The organism is Citrobacter sp. S39 (genome assembly GCF_009495675.1).
Taxonomy (GTDB): Bacteria; Pseudomonadota; Gammaproteobacteria; order Enterobacterales; family Enterobacteriaceae; genus Citrobacter; species Citrobacter freundii.
Window position 1 is genome coordinate 941,250 of the sequence record NZ_CP045555.1, and the last position, 23,156, is coordinate 964,405.

Below are 23,156 nucleotides of genomic sequence, written 5' to 3' on the forward strand. Positions count from 1 at the left end.
CGTTACCTCTGTTGACTTAAAAACGCTTCTATTTCTTCGCGCCACGGAACGGAAGGCTGTGCGCCTTTACGGGTAACCGCAATCGCCGCAGCGGCATGCGCAAAACGGATCGCTTCAGGCAGTGGAGTCTCTTCCAGTAACGCTGTAATTAACGCGCCATTAAAGGTGTCTCCGGCGGCAATAGTATCAACGGCTTCCACTTTAAAACCGGGCACTCGCTGACCTTCGCCATTCACGCTGGCCCACACACCGCGACTCCCTAAGGTAATCAGTACAGTATGGATTCCTTTAGCATGCAATGCCTGCGCCGCTTTGGCCGCGTCTTCATCATTTTCAACCCGGATCCCCGTCAGCTTTTCAGCCTCGGTTTCATTCGGGGTAATAATATCTACCAGCGCCAACAGCTCGTCAGAAAGTTCACGTGCCGGAGCCGGGTTTAGGGCGACCATGGTCTTATTTTGATGTGCAATCTTTGCCGCAGCCAGAACGCTTTCGATCGGCGACTCTAGCTGCATCAGTAAAGCGGACGCCTGCGCAATACGCTCATGCTGTGCTTCCACCAGCGCTGGCGAAAGAGCTGCGTTAGCTCCAGCATGAATGCCGATAACGTTCTCACCTTCACCATTCACAAAAATCAACGCAACACCGGTCGATTCCCCCGAAATTACGCTAATCGGCGCAATATCAATGTTGTCTTTGGCTAACTGTTTACGCACACTTTCGCCAATATCATCATCGCCCGTACAGGCAATGAATGCGATATTCGCACCACTACGACCCGCAGCAACAGCCTGATTCGCGCCTTTACCGCCAAATGCGACCTGATAATGACTACCGGTTACGGTTTCACCAGGTGTCGGGAAAGAGTTAAGATTAAGGATGTGATCGGCATTGATACTGCCAAGAACAACGAGGTTGCCTGCGGTTTTCATATTTGGTGTTCCAAGTCAAAGTGCGCCACCGGGTTAGGGTGGCGCGTGCCCTGCTTTTCTTTTTACGCTTTCATCCCCAAAACCAGATACGGGGATGGCGTATTTATGTCTCCATCAGGCCGCGAGCGACCTGAATCGGTATTACTGCTTGATGACCAGCTTCAGGTCAACCGGATATTTAGCCTGAACCTTCTCGCCTTTCAGGACTTTATCCGCAGTCTCAACGCCTTTCGCGCCGATCTGATCCGGCAACTGAGCAATGGTCGCAGCCAGTTTGCCATCATTTACTGCTTTTTCGCCATCTGGAGTGCCGTCAAATCCAACCACCATCACATCAGATTTACCCGCGGTTTGCAGTGCGCGCAGCGCACCCAGCGCCATTTCATCGTTCTGAGCAAATACGGCCTGCACATCAGGATGCGCGGTCAGCAGGTTCTGCATAACGTTCAGACCTTTAGTGCGGTCGAAGTCTGCCGGCTGGCTGGCCAGTACGTTAAATTTGTGTGCCGCAACGGCCTGCTGGAAACCTTCGCCACGCTCACGCGCCGCTGAAGTTCCGGCAATCCCCTGCAGTTCGATAACTTTTGCGCCTTCACCAGCTTTCTTCGCGATGTAATCACCCGCAATTTTGCCGCCCAACACGTTATCAGACGCAATGTGGCTTACCACTTCGCCTTTGGAGGCAACACGGTCAAGGGTAATAACCGGAATTTTTGCCTGGTTAGCCATCTTCACAGCATTACCAACGGCATCAGAGTCGGTTGGGTTGATCAGCAGAATTTTAGTTCCACGAACCGTTAAGTCCTGAACGTTAGCCAGCTCTTTCGCCGGGTTGTTCTGCGAGTCCAGAATCACCAGGTTGTAACCCAGCTTATCCGCCTCTTTTTGCGCCCCATCCTTCAGAGAAACAAAGAACGGGTTATTGAGGGTGGAGACCACCAGCGCAATGGTATCTTTCGCCATCGCATTCGCACTCACGGTGGCGCTCAGCGCAACAGCAGAAACCAGGGTAGCCAGTTTTTTCATGTTCATATTTAAGATGTCCTGTAATCGTTGTTACTGCTTTTTGTTGTCTACCAGTACCGCCAGCAAAATCACCACCGCTTTGACGATCATCTGGTAATAGGAGGATACACCTAACAAATTCAACCCATTATTGAGGAAACCAAGAATCAATGCGCCGATCAGCGTCCCAACAATTCGTCCTTTACCACCCGCCAGGCTAGTTCCGCCTAATACCACCGCAGCGATAGCATCCAACTCATAGCCAGTACCTGCCGTCGGTTGCGCAGAGGAGAGGCGCGCAACTTCAATGATGCCCGCCAGTGATGCCAGCAGGCCGCACAGTGAGTAAACGATAATTTTGATTTTACTGACGCTGATACCGGACAGACGCGTTGCCGCTTCGTTACCGCCCAGCGCATAGATATAACGCCCCAGACGCGTGTGGTGCAGCATGTACCACGCCGCGAGGAAGACAATCCCCATGATCCACACCGGCGTAGGGACGCCTAACGGACGACCAATCCCGAACCAGCCAAACAGATCGGCATTGTCAGTAAACCCGGTGTTTACCGGACTGCCGTTGGTGTAGACCATGGTCACACCGCGCAGCAGCAGCATCATAACCAGAGTCGCGATAAACGCCTGCACGCGACCTTTCGCGACAATCACTCCGGTCACCGCGCCAATGGCAGCGCCGAGCGCCAGGGCCGCAGCAACAGCCACCAGCGCATTGACTTCAATCCCTACAATCGAAGCCGCAACCGCACCGGTCAGCGCCAGCAATGAACCGACGGACAGATCGATACCCGACGTCAGGATAACCAGCGTCATGCCAACCGCCATGATGGCGTTCACCGACGTTTGCTGAAGAATGTTGAACAGGTTATTAACGGTAAAAAAGTTAGGGCTCATGGTGGAAACAATCGCGATCAGCACTAACAGAGCGATGAGCGACTTTTGCTCCAGAAGCCATGCTTTAGTGAAATAACGGCGACCAGAAACAGCCTGGGTAGTCATCTTTTTTACTCCTGATTCACGCGATTAAGCTTGCCCACAGCGGCAGCCATTAATACTTCCTGAGTGGCCTGCTCGCGAGTGAATTCACCGCCGAGATGCCCTTCATGCATAACGATAATTCGATCGCTCATGCCCAATACTTCTGGCATCTCAGAAGAGACCAGAATGATACTCAGCCCATCGGCCTTAAACTGGTTGATAAGCTGATAGATTTCTTTCTTGGCCCCAACGTCAACGCCGCGCGTTGGTTCATCAAGGATCAGCACTTTTGGCCGGGTCATCAGACCGCGCGCAATCGCCACTTTCTGCTGGTTACCGCCGGAGAGCAGGCCGATAGCCTGTTCCATCGATGGCGTTTTAACATTGAACAGGCGAATAAAATCCCCTACCGCCTGCTGCTCATCTTTATGTTTAAGGCTTCCGCCTGCACGGCTGAAATAGCGCAGCGCGGTCAGTGACATGTTCTCTTTCACCGACATGCCGAGCACTAAACCATCGCGTTTACGGTCTTCAGAAATATAGACGATGCCGTTAGCCAGTCCATCCTGCGGCGAACGGGTAACCACTTCATGGCCATCAAGCGTGACGTAGCCGCTGGTGCGTGGCAATGCGCCGTACAACACTTTCATCAGCTCGGTACGTCCGGCCCCCATCAGCCCCGATACGCCAAGGATCTCGCCTTTACGCAGCGTGAATGACACATCGTTTACGCCAGGACCGCACAGATTATCGACCTTCAGGCGAATATCACCCGGCGCTTTTTCCAGACGCGGGTACTGATCTTCCAGCTTACGTCCCACCATCATTTCAATCAGCGAGTCTTCGGTAAGCGATGCGACTTCACGCTCGGCAATAAACTGCCCATCGCGGAAGACGGTTACGTCGTCGCAAATCTCGAAGATCTCTTTCATGCGGTGAGAAATATAGACAATGCCGCGTCCCTGGGATTTCAGTTCGCGAATGACGCGGAACAGGGATTCGGTTTCAGTATCGGTGAGGGCATCCGTCGGTTCATCCATAATGATGACCTTCGATTCAAAGCTCAGCACTTTAGCAATTTCGACCATCTGCTGATCGCCAATCGACAGCTCACCGACCAGCCTGTCGCTTTTAAAGCGCAGATTGAGTTTGGCGAGCAGCAGATCGGCTTCGGCGTACATCTTCTTCCAGTCAATTTTGCCAAAGCGATTCACAAACTCACGACCGAGAAAAATGTTTTCAGCGATAGTGAGTTGCGGGATCAGGTTCAGCTCCTGGTGGATGATACCGATTCCGGCTTCCTGGGAGGATTTCGGGCCGTTAAAGGTGGTCTCTTTCCCCAGCCACAATAAGGAACCGGCATCACGGGTGTAGATTCCGGTCAGCACCTTCATCATGGTGGATTTACCCGCGCCGTTTTCGCCCACCAGCGCCATTACGCGGCCTGGGTAGACATTCAGCGCGGCGCCGGATAGCGCTTTTACGCCCGGGAACGCTTTATCGATCCCTTTGAGTTGCAGTAATGCGTTCATGATGGCCTCAGAACGTGACGCCAGCACAGAGAATAATATTCGCATACGGAGAACACTCTCCGCTGCGAATTACCGCCTGACTGTCTGCGGTTTGTTTTTTGAATTGTTCATGCGTGGTGTAACGAATTTCTATGGTGTTTCCCTGGTGTTGTTGCAGTTGCTCAATGTGGCTGAGCAACGTTTCGTGGAGTTGCGGATTATGTTGTTTAATTTCCGACGCGAGAATGGCCGCCTCGACCTGCATTTCACGTGTGACCACATCCAGTACCTGCATAAAAGAAGGTACGCCCTGGGTTAATGCCATATCGATACGCGTTGTGCTGTTCGGGATGGGTAAACCTGCATCACACACCACCAGCGTATCGGTATGCCCCAGACGGGAGATCACCGATGAAATTTCAGAGTTGAGTACCGTGCCTTTCTTCATTTTCTTTCCCCACTAGCGAAACGTTTCGCTGGAGATAAGTGTAGTGCGAAGAGTGGACAGAAAACCACCGCGACGTTACGAAAATGTGATCGCCATCGAAACGTTTCGCAAGGATTATCATTAGATGAAATGAAAACTGGGAGGGGCAAAACAAAACGCCCCCTTTCGCGATGAAAGAGGGCGTCGATGAGATTAAATCTCGACCTGAGTACCGAGCTCAATAACCCGGTTCGGTGGGATTTCAAACTGGTCCGGCGCACGCAGCGCATTGCGCTGTAGCAGCAGATACAGCTTACCGCGCAGACGCAAGTACCACGGTCGTTTGCCGACAATCAGCGACTCGTGCGACATGAAGAAGGAGGTTTCCATCATCCGGCAGCTTAAGCCTTCCAGACCGCAGCGATGGAACACTTCCTCCACGTTCGGCGTTTCACGCCAACCGTAGCTGGCAACTACGCGCCAGAAGGTGGGCGATAACTGCTCAATCTGCACCCTACGCACGTTGTGAACATAGGGCGCATCTTCCGTGCGCAGCGTCAGCAGAATAACGCGCTCATGCAGCACCTTGTTATGTTTGAGGTTATGCAGAAGCGCAAACGGGATGACGTTCAGTGCGCGGGACATATACACCGCCGTTCCCGGCACGCGTACCGGTGGCGATTTCTCCAGAGAAGCAATCATCGCCTCCAGAGAGTTACCGTGCTCATGCATGCGACGCAGCAGACGGAAGCGTTCACTTTTCCAGGTGGTCATGATGGTGAACATCACCAGACCCAACGTCAGAGGCAGCCAACCGCCGGAAATCAGTTTATCGAGGTTCGCGGAGAACAGCGGAACATCAACGCACAAGAATGCCACCAGGATCAGGAAGACGAAGTATTTATTCCAGTGCCAGTTTTTGCGCGCCACGGTGGTCGACAAAATAGAGGTCAGCACCATCGTCCCCGTTACCGCAATCCCGTACGCCGCGGCCAGATTACTGGAGTGTTCAAAACTCACAATCACGATAACCACCGCAAAATAGAGCATCCAGTTAACGAAAGGAATGTAGATCTGGCCCGACTCCATTTCCGAGGTATGGATAATGCGCATTGGCGATAAATATCCCAAACGCACGGCCTGACGCGTCAGCGAGAAGACACCGGATATAACCGCCTGCGAAGCGATAACCGTCGCCAGCGCGGCGAGGATCAGTAGCGGGATCAACGCCCAGTCTGGCGCCAACAGGAAGAACGGGTTTTTGATCGCTTCAGGATGCTTTAACAATAGCGCCCCCTGACCAAAATAGTTCAGTACCAGTGAAGGCAACACCACAGAGAACCATGCCAGGCGAATCGGCAACTTACCGAAGTGGCCCATATCCGCATACAGCGCTTCAACACCGGTAATCGACAGCACCACCGCACCTAGCGCAATAAAAGACAACGTTTTGAATTCGAGGAAGAAATGCACCGCCCAATACGGATTTAGCGCCTGCAGTACTTCCGGATTGCCAATAATACTGCGCACGCCTAAAACCGCCAGCGTCAGGAACCACAGCAGCATAATCGGCGCAAACAGCTTACCGACCATGCCGGTACCGTGTTTTTGAATCAAAAACAGCAGGGTCAGTACGATTATCGAGAGCGGAACAATCCAAGTATCCAGTTGCGGGGCAATAATCTCCAGACCTTCAATCGCAGACATCACAGAAATGGCTGGCGTAATCACCACTTCACCATAGAAGAAGCTGCCGCCTATCAATCCCATAATGACCAGCATGGAGGTTGTTCGCGCCGAGGTATTGCGCCCGGCCAATGACATCAGCGTCAGGATCCCGCCTTCTCCGGCGTTATCTGCGCGCATGACAAACGTCAGGTATTTAATGGAGACAACAAAGATCAGCAGCCAGAAAATCAGCGAGAGAAAACCAAATACGGCATCACGTTCAACGCCAAAACCAAACTGGCCGGACAAACATTCACGAAGCGTATAAAGTGGGCTGGTACCAATATCACCGTAGACAACCCCAATGGCTGCAAGGGTAATCGCAGACAATGATTGTTTATTATCAGTGCTCATAGACTCGTCTTTCGTTTATACACATCATCTTTCAAGCCACTCCGTGTGGGCTGCATTCGTTATTCCCCCCATCCCAGGAGAAAACTCCATTGCCGCCTTGGTGCAGCTTGATTGATTTGGTGTATATATAAGAAATGTGTGCGTCGTCCCTTGGCCCACAAAAAGGCGCACAGTATGCACGATTAATCACAAAATCGTACCCCTAAATGAGACCAGATTAATCTGGCTCAAAGAAAAATAAGCGCACCTTCAGTCTATTACTGCAATGGTGTGAAGCATCTATACTCGCAGTTTATGCAGTACATTTGGCGAAAGGACGCCACTTCATTATGGCTCACCCACATTTATTAGCGGAAAGAATTTCCCGTCTGAGCAATGCGCTGGAAAAGGGACTTTATGAACGTAGCCACGCCATTCGTCTGTGTCTGCTGGCAGCACTCAGCGGCGAGAGCGTTTTCTTATTAGGGCCCCCGGGGATCGCAAAGAGCTTAATTGCCCGCCGACTAAAGTTTGCCTTCCAAAATGCACGCGCTTTTGAATACCTGATGACGCGCTTCTCTACGCCGGAAGAAGTTTTCGGCCCGCTGTCCATTCAGGCCCTTAAAGACGAAGGTCGCTATGAACGCTTAACGGCGGGCTATCTTCCTGAAGCTGAAATCGTTTTTCTCGATGAAATCTGGAAAGCAGGCCCGGCAATTCTTAACACCCTGCTGACCGCCATTAACGAACGTCACTTTCGCAACGGCGCGTATGAAGAAAAAATTCCGATGCGTTTGCTGGTGGCCGCATCCAACGAACTGCCTGAAGCCGACAGCAGCCTGGAAGCACTGTACGACCGAATGCTGATTCGTCTGTGGCTGGATAAAGTTCAGGACAAGGCCAATTTCCGCTCCATGCTGCTAAGTCAGCAGGATGAAAGCGACAACCCGGTCCCCGCATCATTGCAGGTGACGGATGAAGAGTATCACCAGTGGCAAAAAGACATTGGCGCCATCAAGCTTCCCGATCGCGTGTTTGAGCTTATTTTCACCCTACGCCAGCAGTTGGACACGCTACCGAATGCCCCCTACGTGTCCGATCGTCGCTGGAAAAAAGCGATCCGCTTACTCCAGGCCAGCGCTTTCTTTAGCGGACGTGATGCGGTAGTACCTATCGACCTGATCCTGCTGAAAGATTGTCTGTGGTACGACGCGCAAAGCCTGAATCTGATGCAACAGCAGCTTGAAATATTGATGACCGGACACGCCTGGCAGCAGCAAGCCATGCTGACGCGCCTGGGCAGTATTGTGCAGCGCCGCATTCAACTCCAGCAGCAACAAAGCGACAAAACGGCGTTCACGGTAATCCGTCAGGGTGGCATGTTCAGTCGTCGTCCTCATTATGATTTACCACCGGAAGCTACGTCCTCAGTCGTGACATTACTGCTACAAAAGCCATTAAAGCTGCATGATATGGAAGTTATCCATATTGCTTTCGAACGCAGTGCGCTGGAACTGTGGCTAACAAAAGGCGGTGAAATCCGCGGAAAATTAAACGGGATCGGCTTTGCCCAAACGCTGAATATGGAAGTCGATAGTGCACAGCATCTGGTTGTGCGCGATGTCAGTTTACAGGGTTCTCGCCTGGCGCTGCCGGGGGCTTCGCAAGAGAGTATGCCCGCAGAGATAAAACAGGAGCTTGAAGCCCTCGATAACGAGTGGCATCAGCAGCACAGCGCATTCAGCGAACAGCAAAAATGCCTGTTTATTCATAGCGACTGGTTAGGCCGCATTGAGGCCAGCCTGCAGGATGTCGGGGCGCAAATCCGCCAGGCGCAACAATGCTGACCCTTGATACACTCAACATAATGCTGGCAGTCAGCGAAGAGGCGATGATCGAAGAGATGATCGTCGCCCTGTTGGCTTCCCCAAAGATGGTGGTATTTTTTAAAAAATTTCCTCGCCTTAAAAAAGCGATCACTGACGATATTCCCCGCTGGCGCGAATCTTTGCGTAGCCGCCTCAAAGATACCCATGTGCCGCCAGAGTTGGCAGAAGAGGTCATTTGTTATCAACAAAGCCAGCTCCTCTCTCATGCGCAGTTTATCGTTCAACTACCGCAAATATTATCGCTATTGCACCGACTCCATTCGCCCTGGGCTGGGCAAGCGCAGCAACTGGTCAATGACAACAGCACCTTTACGCCCGCCCTGCATACGCTTTTTCTCCAGCGCTGGCGCCTGAGCCTGGTGGTGCAAACCACAACGCTGAATCAGCAACTGCTGGAAGAAGAGCGCGAGCATTTGCTCAGTGAAGTACAGGAACGGATGACCCTTAGCGGACAACTGGAACCCGTTCTGGCGGAAAATGACAACGCTGCAGGCCGGTTGTGGGATATGAGCGCGGGCCAAATCAAGCGAGGTGATTATCAGTTGATGGTGAAATACGGTGAATTTCTGACGCAACAACCCGAACTCCAGCGCCTGGCCGAGCAGTTAGGTCGTTCCAGAGAGGCGAAATCCGTGCCGCGTAAAGATGCGCCAATGGAAACCTTCCGTACCCTGGTGCGCGAACCGGCAACCGTCCCGGAGCAGGTGGATGGCATCCAGCAAAGTGACGATATCCTGCGCCTGCTACCGCCAGAACTGGCCACGTTGGGCATTACCGAACTGGAATACGAGTTCTACCGACGGCTGGTGGAAAAGCAACTGCTGACCTACCGCCTGCACGGCGAAGCATGGCGTGAGAAAGTAACAGAACGTCCGGTGGTGCATCAGGATTTTGACGAGCAGCCGCGCGGACCTTTTATCGTCTGCGTTGATACATCAGGATCGATGGGCGGGTTTAATGAGCAGTGTGCGAAAGCCTTTTGCCTGGCGCTAATGCGCGTCGCCCTTGCCGATAACCGGCGTTGTTTCATTATGCTGTTTTCAACAGAAGTGGTGCGCTATGAGCTTTCCGGTCCGGAGGGCATCGAACAGGCGATCCGCTTTTTAAGTCAACGCTTTCGTGGTGGCACTGATATTGCCAGCTGTTTTCGCGCCATTATTGAACGCATGCAGGGTCGGGAATGGTTTGATGCCGATGCGGTGGTTATCTCAGATTTTATCGCTCAGCGATTACCCGATGAAGTCGTCAGCAAAGTGGGGGAATTACAGCGGGTGCACCAGCACCGTTTTCATGCGGTAGCGATGTCAGCACATGGCAAACCCGGCATCATGCGCATTTTCGATCATATCTGGCGCTTTGATACCGGGATGCGAAGCCGCCTGCTCAGACGCTGGCGGCGTTAATTGTTACAGCAGAGAAGCGACGCTTTCACGTACCTGGGCCGGCCATACGCCACACTGAACCTGGCCAATGTGCGGTAATTGCAGCAACAGCATGGTCAGACGCGACTGCCCAATCCCCCCACCAATCGTCTGCGGCATTTCACCACGCAGCAGCGCCTGGTGCCATTCCAGACTCAGGCGATCTTCATCACCAGTCAAAGACAGCTGGTGTTTCAGAGCGTCAGCATCCACACGGATCCCCATAGAAGACAGCTCAAACGCATCTTCCAGAACCGGGTTCCAGACCAGAATATCACCGTTCAGACCGGCATGACCCAGCTCAGACTCTGAACTCCAGTCATCATAATCCGGCGCACGTACATCATGACGGTGACCGTCACTGAGCTTACCGCCGATTCCCACCAGGAATACCGCGCCCAGCTCTTTAGCGATCGCACGTTCACGACCTTTTGCGTCAAGATCCGGATAACGAGATAACAGCTCCTGGCTATGAACAAAGTGGATCTGCTCTGGCAGGAACGGTGCCAGACCAAACTCTTTGCTAACCGCAGCTTCGGTGGCCTTAATTCCCGCCCAGATAGCCTCTACCGTGCTTTTCAGAGTGGAGAATTGACGCTCACCGTCGCCCATCACGCGCTCCCAGTCCCACTGGTCAACGTACACTGAGTGCAGCGGGGAGAGGCGATCTTCATCGGGACGCAGGGCTTTCATATGCGTGTACAGCCCCTCGCCTGCGCTAAAGTCGTGTTGTCCTAACGTTTGACGCTTCCACTTCGCCAGTGAATGAACCACTTCGAATTGAGCGTCTGGCAATGCTTTAACCTTCACCTGCACCGCTTTTTCACAGCCCGACAAGTTATCCTGCGTGCCATCTCCAACGCGGCTGAGGATCGGAGCCTGAACTTCGATCAGACCTAAACGCTCTTCCAGCTGGCGAGAAAAATGAGATTTTACGAAGCTAATTTGACGTTGTTTGGCAATGTAAGCGGTTTTCATTATGTGTACTCCTGTGTCCTGTTGCCTATGATTAAGCAACAGAATGGAGGTAATATTCAATAATCAACAAACAAAAAGCCGACTTCGATTTTGATTCGTTAAAATTAACGACTAAAATAGAGGGAATCATTAATCTACATAAGAAAAACCTATGGAAAATTATCAGATCGACAATCTGGACCGCGGCATTCTTGATGCCCTGATGGAAAATGCCCGTACTGCCTACGCAGAATTAGCCAAACAGTTCGGCGTCAGCCCAGGAACAATTCACGTTCGCGTAGAAAAGATGAAGCAGGCCGGGATCATTACCGGCGCGCGGATTGATGTTAGTCCCAAACAATTGGGTTACGACGTCGGCTGCTTTATCGGCATCATTCTGAAAAGTGCGAAAGACTATCCGTCAGCACTTGCAAGACTGGAAAGCCTCGATGAAGTGACCGAAGCGTATTACACCACCGGGCACTACAGCATCTTTATTAAGGTAATGTGCAAATCGATCGACGCGTTGCAGCAGGTACTTATCAACAAGATCCAAACAATTGACGAAATTCAGTCCACTGAAACCCTGATCGTCTTGCAGAACCCGATTATGCGTACCATCAAGCCATGATCGGTTTTTTTAATCCCCTATTTTTCCACAGGTAGATCCCAGCTCGCACACAGCGTACAATACGCCCTCTTTATAAAGGTGGGCGATCATGGCAGACATCACTCTTATCAGCGGTAGTACGCTTGGCAGTGCGGAATATGTAGCAGAGCATCTGGCTGAAAAGCTGGACGACGCCGGTTTTTCCAGCGAAATACTGCATGGGCCAATGCTTGAAGAGGTTCCGACTGACGGGATCTGGCTGATTATCAGCTCCACACACGGAGCAGGAGACATTCCTGACAACCTGCAGCCTTTATATGATGCCTTACGCGAGCAGAAACCGAACCTGTCACAAGTGCACTTTGGTGCAATCGGGATCGGCAGTCGTGAATATGACACCTTTTGCGGCGCAATCGACAAGCTGGAAGCCGAATTGAAGGCCTGTGGGGCAAAACAGATCGGCGAAACACTCAGGATCAACGTACTGGAACATGAAATTCCGGAAGATCCGGCTGAAATTTGGCTGGGATCGTGGCATCCGTTGCTCAGAGATTTGTAAAGATCGTACTTTTTTATGTGGATAACTCTGGTTAAAAGCTTGGATCAACCGGTAGTTATCCCAAGAACAACCGTTGTTCAGTTTTTGAGTTGTGTATAACCCTTCATTCTGATCCCAGCTTATACGGACCAGGATCACCGATCATTCACAGCTAATGATCCTCAGCAACCTGTTGATCTTACTTAAAGGATCGACCTTATCCACAGAAAGGTGCGATCCTAATAAGAGATCACAATAAAACAGATCTCTAAATAAAAAGATCTTCTTTTTAATGCCCAGGATCCCAGGTCTTTCTCCATCGACTAAAGTTGAGTAGAATCCACGGCCCGGGCTTCAATCCATTTTCACACCGCGTTATGCGAGGCAATCACCATGTTTTATCAGGATCCTTTTGACGTCATCATCATTGGCGGGGGTCATGCAGGCACCGAGGCCGCAATGGCCGCGGCGCGAATGGGTCAACAGACTCTGCTTTTGACACACAATATCGACACTCTGGGACAGATGAGCTGCAACCCGGCGATCGGCGGTATTGGGAAGGGACACCTGGTAAAAGAAGTGGATGCGCTTGGTGGGTTGATGGCAAAAGCGATCGACCATGCGGGTATCCAGTTTAGGATACTAAACGCCAGCAAAGGGCCTGCCGTTCGTGCTACTCGCGCTCAAGCCGATCGTGTGCTCTATCGACAGGCGGTACGTACCGCACTGGAGAATCAACCCAACCTGATGATCTTCCAACAAGCGGTTGAAGATCTGATTGTTGAAAACGATCGTGTCGTGGGCGCAGTGACCCAAATGGGACTGAAGTTCCGTGCCAAAGCGGTCGTGTTAACCGTGGGGACTTTCCTCGACGGCAAAATTCATATTGGTCTGGACAACTACAGCGGTGGCCGCGCTGGCGATCCGCCGTCTATTCCGCTGTCACGTCGTCTGCGTGAACTGCCGCTGCGCGTCAGTCGCCTGAAAACCGGTACACCGCCGCGAATCGATGCGCGCACGATTGATTTCAGCGTGCTCGGCCAGCAAAACAGCGATAACCCGATGCCGGTCTTCTCATTCCTGGGCGATGCATCTCAACATCCGCGCCAGATGCCGTGTTATATCACGCATACCAATGAAAAAACCCATGATGTGATCCGTAATAACCTCGATCGTAGCCCGATGTACGCAGGCGTGATCGAAGGTATCGGCCCACGCTATTGCCCGTCGATCGAAGACAAAGTGATGCGCTTTGCCGATCGTAACCAGCATCAGATCTTCCTCGAACCGGAAGGACTGACGTCTAACGAAATTTACCCGAATGGCATCTCCACCAGCCTGCCGTTCGATGTGCAGATGCAAATAGTCCGTTCCATGCAGGGGATGGAAAATGTCAGAATCGTCCGTCCTGGCTACGCGATTGAGTATGATTTCTTCGATCCGCGCGACCTGAAACCTACTCTGGAAAGCAAATTCATCCAGGGTCTGTTCTTTGCTGGTCAGATCAACGGTACGACCGGTTATGAAGAAGCTGCCGCGCAAGGGATGCTGGCTGGTCTGAACGCCGCACGCTTGTCTGCTGACAAAGACGGCTGGGCGCCGCGCCGCGATCAGGCTTATCTTGGTGTGCTGGTGGACGATCTGTGTACGCTGGGCACCAAAGAACCGTACCGCATGTTCACCTCACGCGCGGAATACCGTTTGATGCTGCGCGAAGATAACGCCGACCTGCGTCTGACCGAAATTGGCCGTGAGCTGGGACTGGTGGACGATGAGCGTTGGGCTCGCTTCAACGAGAAGCTGGAGCGTATTGAACAAGAACGCCAGCGTCTCAAATCAACCTGGGTGAATCCGTTAGCGGAGTCCGCTGCAGAAGTGAATGCTCACCTGGCGACACCTCTGTCACGTGAAGCGAGCGGTGAAGATCTGCTGCGTCGCCCGGATATGACCTATGCTCAGTTGACCTCTTTATCTGCGTTTGCACCTGCGCTTGATGATGCTCAGGCCGCGGAACAGGTTGAAATTCAGGTGAAATACGAAGGATATATCGCCCGTCAGCAGGAAGAGATCGAGAGACAACAGCGTAATGAGAACACCCTGTTGCCTGCAACGCTGGATTATCGTCAGGTCTCCGGCTTGTCGAATGAGGTCATTGCCAAACTGAACGATCACAAACCGGTATCGATCGGCCAGGCATCGCGTATTTCCGGCGTAACACCTGCCGCCATCTCCATTCTGCTGGTATGGCTGAAAAAACAAGGTATGCTGCGTCGCAGCGCTTGATATCACTTTTTGGCGGGAGTGCTTCGTTTGCCCGCCCTACAAATTTGTCGGCCCGATAAGCGACAGCGCGTCGGGCAATAGATTATTTACAGGTAACGACCGTGCTCAACAAACTCTCTCGTCTGCTGGCTGATGCCGGTATTTCTCTTACCGATCACCAGAAAAATCAGCTGATTGCGTATGTCGATATGCTGCATAAATGGAACAAAGCGTACAACCTGACGTCGGTGCGTGATCCCAACGAAATGCTGGTGCGCCATATTCTGGACAGCATTGTCGTCGCGCCGTACCTGAAGGGCGAGCGTTTTATCGATGTCGGCACTGGTCCGGGCCTACCGGGAATCCCTCTCTCCATCGTACGTCCTGAAGCGCATTTCACACTGCTGGATAGCCTGGGAAAACGCGTTCGTTTCTTGCGCCAGGTGCAGCATGAGCTTGCGCTTACTAACATCACTCCAGTGCAAAGTCGCGTTGAAGAATTCCCTTCAGAGCCGCCGTTTGATGGGGTGATTAGCCGTGCTTTCGCGTCACTCAATGATATGGTGAGCTGGTGCCATCATTTGCCTGGTCAGGAAGGGCGTTTTTATGCGCTAAAAGGGCAGTTGCCTGAAGATGAAATTGCCTCGTTGCCTGCAGAATTCAGCGTCGAGTCGGTCGAAAAATTACGCGTTCCGCAACTGGATGGTGAACGTCATCTGGTGGTTATTAAGCCAAACAAAATTTAATTTTTATCAAAAAAAATAGAAAAAAAACGGTTCTTCGGGTGTTAAAAGTCATAAGGAATAGTGTGGTTAAATGTCGTTACATTTCACTAATGCCTTACGGTTTTGCATCATAACTATAACGTACCGTTTTTTGTTAAAAGTGAAACAAGTCAGCTGTGAAAATATCAGCCTGCTAAAAATAGAATCAAAGAATCACCGCTCGTGTTAATTTTTTATTATAAATGTCAATGGGTGGTTTTTTTGTTGTTATTCGCTATTTTTAAAACAGTAACGAATTTTAGGCTTAAATATCAAAAAGTTGAAATGGCATCATTTGCCAAGTAAATAAATAGTGCCGGGGCGAATATGCTTAATATGTGATCTGGTGCACGCTTTGCAGCCAGTGTTTACGCGGCTTTTGCAGTTTTGCATGATCGTTCACAGTTTGCATAAAAGTGATAAATGTGGCGTAGCGAAAAATATTTAAACATTTATTCACTTTTTAGCTACTTATTGTTTGAAATCGAGAAGGCGCACCGTATAATTTGACCGCTTTTTGATGCTTGACTCTAAGCCATAAAGAACGTTTTATACGACACGCGGCATACCTCGAAGGGAGCAGGAGTAAAAACGTGATGTCTATGTCGCTCTTGAGTCGAAACGTTGCTCGTAAGCTTTTGCTCACACAGTTTCTGGCGGTAATAGCAAGTGGACTGCTATTTAGCCTCAAAGACCCTTTCTGGGGCATCTCCGCATTGTGCGGTGGATTGGCAGTGTTACTGCCTAATGTGTTGTTTATGATATTTGCCTGGCGTCACCAGGCACATACACCAGCTAAAGGCCGAGTAGCCTGGACGTTCGCTTTCGGCGAAGCCTTCAAGGTATTAGCTATGCTGGTGTTGTTGGTGGTGGCGTTGGCTGTTTTGAAAGCGGTATTCATGCCGCTGATCGTTACGTGGGTTTTGGTGCTGGTGGTTCAGATACTGGCGCCGGCTGTAATTAACAACAAAGGGTAAAGGCATCATGGCTTCAGAAAATATGACGCCGCAGGATTACATAGGACACCATCTGAATAACCTTCAGTTGGACCTACGTACATTCTCGCTGGTGGATCCGCACAACCCCCCAGCCACCTTCTGGACGCTCAATATTGACTCCATTTTCTTCTCGGTGGTTCTGGGTCTGTTGTTCCTGCTTATGTTCCGTAGCGTAGCCAAAAAGGCGACCAGCGGCGTACCAGGTAAATTTCAGACTGCGATTGAGCTGGTAATCGGCTTTGTGCATGGTAGCGTGAAAGACATGTACCATGGCAAAAGCAAGCTGATTGCTCCGCTGGCCCTGACGATTTTCGTCTGGGTATTCCTGATGAACTTGATGGATTTGCTGCCTATCGACCTGCTGCCGTACATCGGTGAGCATATCTTTGGCCTACCGGCTCTGCGTGTGGTTCCGTCTGCTGACGTGAACATCACCCTGTCGATGGCGCTGGGCGTATTTATCCTCATTCTGTTCTACAGCATCAAAATGAAAGGCATCGGTGGCTTCGCGAAAGAGTTGACGCTGCAGCCGTTCAATCACTGGGCGTTCATCCCTGTCAACTTAATCCTTGAAGGGGTAAGCCTGCTGTCCAAACCAATCTCACTTGGTCTGCGACTGTTCGGTAACATGTACGCTGGTGAGCTGATTTTCATTCTGATTGCTGGTCTGTTGCCGTGGTGGTCACAGTGGATCCTGAATGTGCCGTGGGCCATTTTCCACATACTGATTATCACGCTGCAAGCCTTCATATTTATGGTTCTGACGATTGTCTATCTGTCGATGGCATCTGAAGAGCATTAATTTACCAACACTACTACGTTTTAACTGAAACAAACTGGAGACTGTCATGGAAAACCTGAATATGGATCTGCTGTACATTGCTGCCGCTGTGATGATGGGTCTGGCGGCAATCGGTGCTGCGATCGGTATCGGCATCCTCGGGGGTAAATTCCTGGAAGGCGCAGCGCGTCAACCGGATCTGATTCCTCTGCTGCGTACTCAGTTCTTTATCGTTATGGGTCTGGTGGATGCAATCCCAATGATCGCTGTAGGTCTGGGTCTGTACGTGATGTTTGCTGTCGCGTAGTAAGCGTTGCTTGAATTAAGAGCAATATCAGAACGTTAACTAGATAGAGGCATTGTGCTGTGAATCTTAACGCAACAATCCTCGGCCAGGCCATCGCGTTTGTCCTGTTCGTTCTGTTCTGCATGAAGTACGTATGGCCGCCTTTAATGGCTGCCATCGAAAAACGTCAAAAAGAAATTGCTGACGGCCTTGCTTCTGCAGAACGAGCACATAAGGATCTTGACCTTGCAAAGGCCAGCGCGACCGACCAGCTGAAAAAAGCGAAGGCGGAAGCTCAGGTAATCATCGAGCAGGCGAACAAACGCCGTGCTCAGATCCTGGACGAAGCTAAAACTGAAGCAGAGCAGGAACGTACTAAAATCGTGGCACAGGCGCAGGCGGAAATTGAAGCCGAGCGTAAACGTGCTCGCGAAGAGCTGCGTAAGCAAGTTGCTATCCTGGCTGTTGCTGGCGCCGAGAAGATCATCGAACGTTCCGTGGATGAAGCTGCTAATAGCGACATCGTGGACAAACTTGTCGCTGAACTGTAAGGAGGGAGGGGCTGATGTCTGAATTTGTTACGGTAGCTCGCCCCTACGCCAAAGCAGCTTTTGACTTTGCCGTTGAGCACCAAAGCGTTGACCGTTGGCAGGATATGCTGATGTTTGCCGCTGAGGTGACAAAAAACGAACAAATGGCAGAGCTTCTCTCTGGCGCGCTGGCGCCGGAAACGCTCGCTGAGTCGTTTATCGCCGTATGCGGTGAGCAACTGGACGAAAGCGGCCAAAACCTGATTCGGGTAATGGCTGAAAATAACCGTCTGAATGCGCTCCCGGATGTTCTTGAGCAGTTTATTCACCTGCGTGCAGCCAGTGAGGCTATCTCTGAGGTAGAAGTTACTTCTGCCAATGCACTGAGTGATGAACAGCTTAAGAAGATTAGCGCAGCGATGGAAAAACGTCTGTCACGCAAAGTTAAGCTGAATTGCAAAATCGATAAGTCTGTAATGGCAGGCGTAATCATCCGAGCGGGTGATATGGTCATTGATGGCAGCGTACGCGGCCGTCTTGAACGCCTTGCAGACGTCTTGCAGTCTTAAGGGGACTGGAGCATGCAACTGAATTCCACCGAAATCAGCGAACTGATCAAGCAGCGCATTGCTCAGTTCAATGTTGTGAGCGAAGCTCACAACGAAGGTACTATTGTTTCTGTAAGTGACGGTGTTATCCGCATTCACGGCCTGGCCGATTGTATGCAGGGTGAGATGATTTCCCTGCCGGGTAACCGTTACGCTATCGCACTGAACCTGGAGCGCGACTCCGTAGGTGCAGTTGTGATGGGTCCATACGCTGACCTCGCCGAAGGCATGAAGGTTAAGTGTACGGGTCGTATTCTGGAAGTTCCGGTTGGCCGTGGCCTGCTGGGTCGTGTGGTGAACACTCTGGGTTCCCCGATTGACGGTAAAGGTCCGGTTGATAACGATGGCTTCTCGCCAATCGAAGTTATCGCACCAGGCGTAATCGAACGTCAGTCCGTCGACCAGCCAGTACAGACCGGTTATAAATCTGTTGATGCCATGATCCCAATCGGTCGTGGCCAGCGTGAGCTGATCATCGGTGACCGTCAGACAGGTAAAACCGCGATGGCAATCGATGCCATCATCAACCAGCGTGATTCCGGCATCAAATGTGTGTACGTGGCTATCGGCCAGAAAGCGTCCACCATTTCTAACGTGGTTCGTAAACTGGAAGAACACGGCGCACTGTCCAACACCATCGTTGTTGTGGCGACCGCGTCTGAATCTGCTGCACTGCAATACCTGGCGCCATATGCCGGTTGCGCAATGGGCGAATACTTCCGTGACCGCGGTGAAGATGCACTGATCGTTTACGATGACCTGTCTAAACAGGCTGTTGCTTACCGTCAGGTTTCCCTGCTGCTGCGTCGTCCACCAGGACGTGAAGCATTCCCGGGCGACGTATTTTACCTCCACTCCCGTCTGCTGGAACGCGCATCCCGCGTAAACGCGGAATACGTTGAGAAGTTCACCAATGGTGAAGTTAAAGGTAAAACTGGCTCCCTGACCGCTCTGCCGATTATCGAAACCCAGGCGGGTGACGTTTCTGCGTTCGTTCCGACCAACGTAATTTCTATTACCGATGGTCAGATCTTCCTGGAAACCAACCTATTTAACTCCGGTATTCGTCCGGCAGTTAACCCGGGTATCTCCGTATCTCGTGTTGGTGGTGCAGCGCAGACCAAGATCATCAAGAAACTGTCCGGTGGTATTCGTACCGCACTGGCGCAGTATCGTGAACTGGCAGCGTTTTCTCAGTTCGCTTCCGACCTGGATGAAGCTACTCGTAAGCAGCTGAGCCACGGTCAGAAAGTAACTGAACTGCTGAAGCAGAAACAGTATGCGCCAATGTCTGTTGCACAGCAGGGTGTGGTGCTGTTCGCGGCTGAACGCGGTTACCTCGAAGATGTGGAACTGGCGAAAATCGGTAGCTTCGAAGCCGCTCTGCTGGCTTACGTTGACCGTGACCACGCTCCGCTGATGCAAGAGATCAACCAGTCCGGTGGCTATAACGATGAAATCGAAGGCAAGCTGAAAGCTATCCTCGATTCCTTCAAGGCAACCCAGTCCTGGTAACGTCTGGCGGTCTGCTTTAGGGTGGACCGCAAGGCATTGAGGAGAAGCTCATGGCCGGCGCAAAAGAGATACGTAGTAAGATCGCAAGCGTCCAGAACACGCAGAAGATCACTAAAGCGATGGAGATGGTCGCCGCTTCCAAAATGCGTAAATCGCAGGATCGCATGGCGGCCAGCCGTCCTTATGCAGAGACCATGCGCAAAGTGATTGGTCACCTTGCGAATGGTAATCTGGAATATAAGCACCCTTACCTGGAAGAACGCGACGTTAAACGCGTGGGCTACCTGGTGGTGTCGACCGACCGTGGTCTGTGCGGTGGCTTGAACATTAACCTGTTCAAAAAGCTGCTGGCGGATATGAAAACATGGTCCGATAAAGGCGTTCAGTGCGATATCGCAATGATCGGCTCTAAGGGCGTGTCTTTCTTTAACTCCGTTGGCGGTAATGTGATTGCTCAGGTAACCGGTATGGGGGATAACCCTTCCCTGTCCGAACTGATCGGTCCGGTTAAAGTGATGCTGCAGGCCTACGATGAAGGTCGCCTGGACAGACTGTACGTTGTCAGCAACAAATTTATTAACACCATGTCTCAGACGCCAACCATCACCCAACTGCTGCCTCTGCCGGCATCAGATGATGATGAATTGAAGCGTAAATCCTGGGATTACCTGTATGAGCCAGACCCGAAAGCGCTGCTGGATACCCTGCTGCGTCGTTATGTCGAGTCTCAGGTTTATCAGGGCGTGGTAGAAAACCTGGCCAGCGAGCAGGCCGCACGTATGGTGGCGATGAAAGCCGCGACCGACAATGGCGGCAGCCTGATTAAAGAGCTGCAGTTGGTATACAACAAAGCTCGTCAGGCCAGCATTACTCAGGAACTCACCGAAATCGTCGGTGGTGCATCCGCGGTATAACCAGGTTAATTCGTAGAGGATTCAAGATGGCTACTGGAAAAATTGTCCAGGTAATCGGCGCCGTGGTTGACGTCGAATTCCCTCAGGATGCCGTACCGCGCGTGTACGATGCTCTTGAGGTTATGAATGGTAAAGAGAGCCTGGTGCTGGAAGTTCAGCAGCAGCTCGGCGGCGGTATCGTACGTACCATCGCCATGGGTTCTTCTGACGGTCTGCGTCGTGGTCTGGAAGTTAAAGACCTCGAGCACCCGATCGAAGTCCCGGTAGGTAAAGCAACGCTGGGTCGTATCATGAACGTCCTGGGTCACCCGATCGACATGAAAGGCGATATCGGTGAAGAAGAGCGTTGGGCTATCCACCGTGCAGCACCTTCCTACGAAGAGCTGTCAAGCTCTCAGGAACTGCTGGAAACCGGTATCAAAGTTATCGACCTGATGTGTCCGTTCGCTAAGGGCGGTAAAGTTGGTCTGTTCGGTGGTGCGGGGGTAGGTAAAACCGTAAACATGATGGAGCTGATCCGTAACATCGCGATCGAACACTCCGGTTACTCCGTGTTTGCGGGCGTAGGTGAACGTACTCGTGAGGGTAACGACTTCTACCACGAAATGACCGACTCCAACGTTCTGGACAAAGTATCCCTGGTATATGGCCAGATGAACGAGCCGCCGGGAAACCGTCTGCGTGTTGCGCTGACCGGTCTGACCATGGCTGAGAAGTTCCGTGACGAAGGTCGTGACGTTCTGCTGTTCGTTGATAACATCTATCGTTACACCCTGGCCGGTACAGAAGTATCTGCACTGCTGGGTCGTATGCCATCAGCGGTAGGCTACCAGCCGACCCTGGCGGAAGAGATGGGTGTTCTGCAGGAACGTATCACCTCCACCAAAACCGGTTCTATCACCTCCGTTCAGGCGGTATACGTACCAGCGGATGACTTGACTGACCCATCCCCAGCAACCACCTTTGCTCACTTGGATGCAACCGTGGTACTGAGCCGTCAGATCGCATCTCTGGGTATCTACCCGGCAGTTGACCCGCTGGACTCCACCAGCCGTCAGCTGGATCCGCTGGTTGTTGGTCAGGAACACTACGACACCGCGCGTGGCGTACAGTCCCTGCTGCAGCGTTATCAGGAACTGAAAGACATCATCGCCATCCTGGGTATGGATGAACTGTCTGAAGAAGATAAACTGGTGGTAGCACGCGCACGTAAGATTCAGCGCTTCCTGTCCCAGCCGTTCTTCGTTGCGGAAGTATTCACCGGTTCTCCGGGCAAATACGTTTCCCTGAAAGACACCATCCGTGGCTTTAAAGGCATCATGGAAGGCGAATACGACCACCTGCCAGAGCAGGCGTTCTACATGGTTGGTTCTATCGACGAAGCCGTGGAAAAAGCCAAAAAACTTTAACGCCTTAATCGGAGGGTGATATGGCAATGACTTACCACCTGGACGTCGTCAGCGCAGAGCAACAAATGTTCTCTGGTCTGGTCGAGAAAATCCAGGTAACGGGTAGTGAAGGTGAACTGGGTATTTTCCCTGGTCACGCACCGCTGCTCACCGCCATTAAGCCTGGTATGATCCGCATCGTTAAACAGTTCGGTCATGAAGAGTTTATCTACCTGTCCGGCGGCATTCTCGAAGTGCAGCCTGGCAGCGTGACCGTTCTGGCTGATACCGCGATTCGCGGACAGGATCTCGATGAAGCGAGAGCCCTGGAAGCGAAGCGTAAGGCTGAAGAGCACATCAAGAGCTCTCATGGTGACGTGGATTACGCTCAGGCATCTGCGGAACTGGCCAAAGCGATCGCGAAACTGCGCGTTATCGAGTTGACCAAAAAAGCGATGTAACACCGGCTTGAAAAGCACAAAGGCCAGTCTGGTTTCCAGGCTGGCTTTTTTTGTTTTTGCTGCAAGAACATTTAAATTGAAAGCTGTTTTGTGATTTAGATCATAAAAATATTGATTGGCTAAAAAATGCGGCGTAGACTCTTTTTATGTGATGTATGTCACATAATAAAATCAGATAAAAAGAGATGCCAACATGAAATTACTCAATAAAATCATCGCCATGTTCAGCAATATGAGCTTTTAGACTTACCTGCCTATCCTCTGGCGCGATGCTTGATATGGTTTATCAGTCAGCGCCACTT

General features: G+C 51.5%; 22 protein-coding genes. 15 read left to right on the top strand and 7 right to left on the bottom strand.

All coding sequences use genetic code 11. From position 1 onward, the window contains the following. Positions 1–2 precede the first annotated feature (2 nt). The 6 genes from rbsK to kup form a co-directional block, all read right to left on the bottom strand. Positions 3–932, bottom strand: a complete 930-nt coding sequence (gene rbsK, locus GFB57_RS04360) for a ribokinase (protein WP_003023758.1) — start codon at positions 930–932, stop codon at positions 3–5. A gap of 141 nt (positions 933–1,073) precedes the next feature. Continuing rightward, complete coding sequence (rbsB, locus tag GFB57_RS04365) at positions 1,074–1,964, bottom strand: ribose ABC transporter substrate-binding protein RbsB (protein ID WP_003023760.1); 891 nt, start codon at positions 1,962–1,964, stop codon at positions 1,074–1,076. A 24-nt stretch (positions 1,965–1,988) separates the two neighbouring features. After that, entirely contained in the window at positions 1,989–2,954 is a 966-nt protein-coding gene (rbsC, locus tag GFB57_RS04370; protein WP_003023762.1) for a ribose ABC transporter permease, read from the bottom strand. A 5-nt stretch (positions 2,955–2,959) separates the two neighbouring features. Further along, positions 2,960–4,465, bottom strand: a complete 1,506-nt coding sequence (rbsA, locus tag GFB57_RS04375; protein WP_003023764.1) for a ribose ABC transporter ATP-binding protein RbsA — start codon at positions 4,463–4,465, stop codon at positions 2,960–2,962. A gap of 7 nt (positions 4,466–4,472) precedes the next feature. Beyond that, positions 4,473–4,892 carry a D-ribose pyranase gene (gene rbsD / locus GFB57_RS04380; RefSeq protein WP_003023766.1) on the bottom strand — a complete coding sequence of 140 codons (420 nt, stop codon included), beginning with the start codon at positions 4,890–4,892 and terminating at the stop codon, positions 4,473–4,475. Between the two features lie 192 nt (positions 4,893–5,084). Then, positions 5,085–6,953 carry a low affinity potassium transporter Kup gene (kup, locus tag GFB57_RS04385; protein ID WP_003023768.1) on the bottom strand — a complete coding sequence of 623 codons (1,869 nt, stop codon included), beginning with the start codon at positions 6,951–6,953 and terminating at the stop codon, positions 5,085–5,087. 329 nt (positions 6,954–7,282) lie between these two features. Here kup and ravA point away from each other — a divergent pair, with 329 nt between their 5' ends. Continuing rightward, positions 7,283–8,779, top strand: coding sequence for an ATPase RavA (gene ravA, locus GFB57_RS04390; RefSeq protein ID WP_003023770.1), 1,497 nt, complete (start codon positions 7,283–7,285; stop codon positions 8,777–8,779). Continuing rightward, entirely contained in the window at positions 8,773–10,224 is a 1,452-nt protein-coding gene (gene viaA / locus GFB57_RS04395) for an ATPase RavA stimulator ViaA (protein ID WP_003023773.1), read from the top strand. Before ravA ends, viaA begins: the two co-directional genes overlap by 7 nt. Before the next feature lie 3 nt (positions 10,225–10,227). Here viaA and asnA read toward each other — a convergent pair whose 3' ends face one another. Then, positions 10,228–11,220, bottom strand: coding sequence for an aspartate--ammonia ligase (asnA, locus tag GFB57_RS04400; protein ID WP_003023777.1), 993 nt, complete (start codon positions 11,218–11,220; stop codon positions 10,228–10,230). A 151-nt stretch (positions 11,221–11,371) separates the two neighbouring features. On the opposite strand from asnA, the gene asnC reads away from it, so the two are divergent. The 13 genes from asnC to GFB57_RS04465 all read left to right on the top strand — a co-directional run bounded on the left by asnC (position 11,372) and on the right by GFB57_RS04465 (position 22,854). After that, positions 11,372–11,830 carry a transcriptional regulator AsnC gene (gene asnC / locus GFB57_RS04405; RefSeq protein ID WP_003023780.1) on the top strand — a complete coding sequence of 153 codons (459 nt, stop codon included), beginning with the start codon at positions 11,372–11,374 and terminating at the stop codon, positions 11,828–11,830. A gap of 88 nt (positions 11,831–11,918) precedes the next feature. Next, positions 11,919–12,368 carry an FMN-binding protein MioC gene (gene mioC / locus GFB57_RS04410; RefSeq protein WP_003023782.1) on the top strand — a complete coding sequence of 150 codons (450 nt, stop codon included), beginning with the start codon at positions 11,919–11,921 and terminating at the stop codon, positions 12,366–12,368. A gap of 372 nt (positions 12,369–12,740) precedes the next feature. Next, complete coding sequence (mnmG, locus tag GFB57_RS04415) at positions 12,741–14,630, top strand: tRNA uridine-5-carboxymethylaminomethyl(34) synthesis enzyme MnmG (protein WP_290366937.1); 1,890 nt, start codon at positions 12,741–12,743, stop codon at positions 14,628–14,630. A gap of 101 nt (positions 14,631–14,731) precedes the next feature. After that, positions 14,732–15,355, top strand: a complete 624-nt coding sequence (rsmG, locus tag GFB57_RS04420; RefSeq protein ID WP_003023788.1) for a 16S rRNA (guanine(527)-N(7))-methyltransferase RsmG — start codon at positions 14,732–14,734, stop codon at positions 15,353–15,355. A 614-nt stretch (positions 15,356–15,969) separates the two neighbouring features. Beyond that, on the top strand, positions 15,970–16,350 hold the full coding sequence (gene atpI / locus GFB57_RS04425) for a F0F1 ATP synthase subunit I (protein WP_003023790.1): 381 nt from the start codon (positions 15,970–15,972) through the stop codon (positions 16,348–16,350). A gap of 7 nt (positions 16,351–16,357) precedes the next feature. Continuing rightward, positions 16,358–17,173, top strand: coding sequence for a F0F1 ATP synthase subunit A (gene atpB / locus GFB57_RS04430; RefSeq protein ID WP_003023792.1), 816 nt, complete (start codon positions 16,358–16,360; stop codon positions 17,171–17,173). 46 nt (positions 17,174–17,219) lie between these two features. After that, the gene (gene atpE, locus GFB57_RS04435; RefSeq protein ID WP_003023794.1) at positions 17,220–17,459 is read left to right on the top strand and encodes a F0F1 ATP synthase subunit C; all 240 of its coding nucleotides are present in this window, start codon (positions 17,220–17,222) and stop codon (positions 17,457–17,459) included. Positions 17,460–17,518: 59 nt separating this feature from the next. Then, the gene (atpF, locus tag GFB57_RS04440) at positions 17,519–17,989 is read left to right on the top strand and encodes a F0F1 ATP synthase subunit B (protein ID WP_003023796.1); all 471 of its coding nucleotides are present in this window, start codon (positions 17,519–17,521) and stop codon (positions 17,987–17,989) included. Between the two features lie 14 nt (positions 17,990–18,003). Then, positions 18,004–18,537, top strand: a complete 534-nt coding sequence (gene atpH / locus GFB57_RS04445) for a F0F1 ATP synthase subunit delta (protein WP_003023799.1) — start codon at positions 18,004–18,006, stop codon at positions 18,535–18,537. Positions 18,538–18,549: 12 nt separating this feature from the next. Continuing rightward, a complete protein-coding gene (gene atpA / locus GFB57_RS04450; protein WP_003023802.1) occupies positions 18,550–20,091 on the top strand; it encodes a F0F1 ATP synthase subunit alpha in 1,542 nt (513 codons plus the stop codon). Between the two features lie 50 nt (positions 20,092–20,141). Beyond that, the gene (gene atpG, locus GFB57_RS04455; RefSeq protein WP_003023804.1) at positions 20,142–21,005 is read left to right on the top strand and encodes a F0F1 ATP synthase subunit gamma; all 864 of its coding nucleotides are present in this window, start codon (positions 20,142–20,144) and stop codon (positions 21,003–21,005) included. Positions 21,006–21,031: 26 nt separating this feature from the next. Continuing rightward, entirely contained in the window at positions 21,032–22,414 is a 1,383-nt protein-coding gene (gene atpD, locus GFB57_RS04460) for a F0F1 ATP synthase subunit beta (RefSeq protein WP_003023806.1), read from the top strand. Between the two features lie 20 nt (positions 22,415–22,434). Continuing rightward, positions 22,435–22,854 carry a F0F1 ATP synthase subunit epsilon gene (locus GFB57_RS04465; RefSeq protein ID WP_003023809.1) on the top strand — a complete coding sequence of 140 codons (420 nt, stop codon included), beginning with the start codon at positions 22,435–22,437 and terminating at the stop codon, positions 22,852–22,854. Positions 22,855–23,156: the final 302 nt, after the last annotated feature.

Bases quoted from the DNA above. Each gene is read 5' to 3' on its own strand.
- rbsA (WP_003023764.1), bottom strand. From the start codon at position 4,465: ATGAACGCATTACTGCAACTCAAAGGGATCGATAAAGCGTTCCCGGGC.
- viaA (WP_003023773.1), top strand. From the start codon at position 8,773: ATGCTGACCCTTGATACACTCAACATAATGCTGGCAGTCAGCGAAGAG.
- atpB (WP_003023792.1), top strand. From the start codon at position 16,358: ATGGCTTCAGAAAATATGACGCCGCAGGATTACATAGGACACCATCTG.
- kup (WP_003023768.1), bottom strand. From the start codon at position 6,953: ATGAGCACTGATAATAAACAATCATTGTCTGCGATTACCCTTGCAGCC.
- atpI (WP_003023790.1), top strand. From the start codon at position 15,970: ATGTCTATGTCGCTCTTGAGTCGAAACGTTGCTCGTAAGCTTTTGCTC.
- rbsC (WP_003023762.1), bottom strand. From the start codon at position 2,954: ATGACTACCCAGGCTGTTTCTGGTCGCCGTTATTTCACTAAAGCATGG.
- atpD (WP_003023806.1), top strand. From the start codon at position 21,032: ATGGCTACTGGAAAAATTGTCCAGGTAATCGGCGCCGTGGTTGACGTC.
- mnmG (WP_290366937.1), top strand. From the start codon at position 12,741: ATGTTTTATCAGGATCCTTTTGACGTCATCATCATTGGCGGGGGTCAT.
- GFB57_RS04465 (WP_003023809.1), top strand. From the start codon at position 22,435: ATGGCAATGACTTACCACCTGGACGTCGTCAGCGCAGAGCAACAAATG.
- asnA (WP_003023777.1), bottom strand. From the start codon at position 11,220: ATGAAAACCGCTTACATTGCCAAACAACGTCAAATTAGCTTCGTAAAA.
- atpE (WP_003023794.1), top strand. From the start codon at position 17,220: ATGGAAAACCTGAATATGGATCTGCTGTACATTGCTGCCGCTGTGATG.
- ravA (WP_003023770.1), top strand. From the start codon at position 7,283: ATGGCTCACCCACATTTATTAGCGGAAAGAATTTCCCGTCTGAGCAAT.
- mioC (WP_003023782.1), top strand. From the start codon at position 11,919: ATGGCAGACATCACTCTTATCAGCGGTAGTACGCTTGGCAGTGCGGAA.
- rbsB (WP_003023760.1), bottom strand. From the start codon at position 1,964: ATGAACATGAAAAAACTGGCTACCCTGGTTTCTGCTGTTGCGCTGAGC.
- atpA (WP_003023802.1), top strand. From the start codon at position 18,550: ATGCAACTGAATTCCACCGAAATCAGCGAACTGATCAAGCAGCGCATT.
- atpH (WP_003023799.1), top strand. From the start codon at position 18,004: ATGTCTGAATTTGTTACGGTAGCTCGCCCCTACGCCAAAGCAGCTTTT.
- rbsD (WP_003023766.1), bottom strand. From the start codon at position 4,892: ATGAAGAAAGGCACGGTACTCAACTCTGAAATTTCATCGGTGATCTCC.
- atpG (WP_003023804.1), top strand. From the start codon at position 20,142: ATGGCCGGCGCAAAAGAGATACGTAGTAAGATCGCAAGCGTCCAGAAC.
- asnC (WP_003023780.1), top strand. From the start codon at position 11,372: ATGGAAAATTATCAGATCGACAATCTGGACCGCGGCATTCTTGATGCC.
- rbsK (WP_003023758.1), bottom strand. From the start codon at position 932: ATGAAAACCGCAGGCAACCTCGTTGTTCTTGGCAGTATCAATGCCGAT.